This is a genomic window from Kitasatospora griseola (assembly GCF_014648555.1).
Classification (GTDB): Bacteria; Actinomycetota; Actinomycetes; order Streptomycetales; family Streptomycetaceae; genus Kitasatospora; species Kitasatospora griseola.
This window is the reverse complement of sequence record NZ_BMRI01000012.1, coordinates 214,424-215,069: the sequence shown is the minus strand read 5'-3', so window position 1 is coordinate 215,069 and position 646 is coordinate 214,424. Positions and strand designations below refer to the sequence as shown.

The 646-nt window shown below is 74.3% G+C and carries 1 pseudogene; it reads right to left on the bottom strand.

Going from position 1 to position 646, the window contains the following annotated elements:
- A pseudogene (locus IEZ12_RS40915) lies at positions 1 to 646 on the bottom strand (acyltransferase domain-containing protein); the annotation flags it as partial.

Below are 646 nucleotides of genomic sequence, written 5' to 3'. Positions count from 1 at the left end.
GGCTGCACCACATCGACCCGGTCCAGCGAACCCCCGCCGGTCAACACCTCCACCAACGACCAATCGGTGTACGGCGCAAGCGCCGCGTCACACGCATCGATCGCGTCCCGGAACACCGGCTCCGAGCCGTACAACTCCCCCCCCCATGCCGACCCACTGGGCACCCTGCCCCGGGAACACGAACACCGACCGACCCAACGGCCGGGCGACCCCGGTGACCAGACCCGGCACCGTGCCGCCCTCGGCGAGAGCGTCCAGGGCTGCGACGTCGCCCACCACCACGGCCCGGTGCTCGAACACGGTGCGGGCGGCCAACGCGCCCCCGACCGCCGCCGGACCCACCTCCGGATGTGCGGCAGTGAACGCGGCCAGCCGACGCGCCTGCTCCCGCAGCGCCGCCTCGGACTTGGCCGACAGCGGCCAGAGAACCTGGTCGTCCGCGCGGCCCCGGGGAGCGGGTGCGGCGGAGTCGGCCTCGGCGGGCTGTTCGAGAATGCTCTGCTCGATAACGACGTGCGCGTTGGTGCCGCTGATGCCGAACGCCGACACGCCGGCCCGGCGGGGACGCCCGGTCCCGGGCCAGGCGACCGGTTCGGTGAGCAGGCGGACCGCGCCGGACTCCCAGTCGACGTGCGAGGTGGGCGCG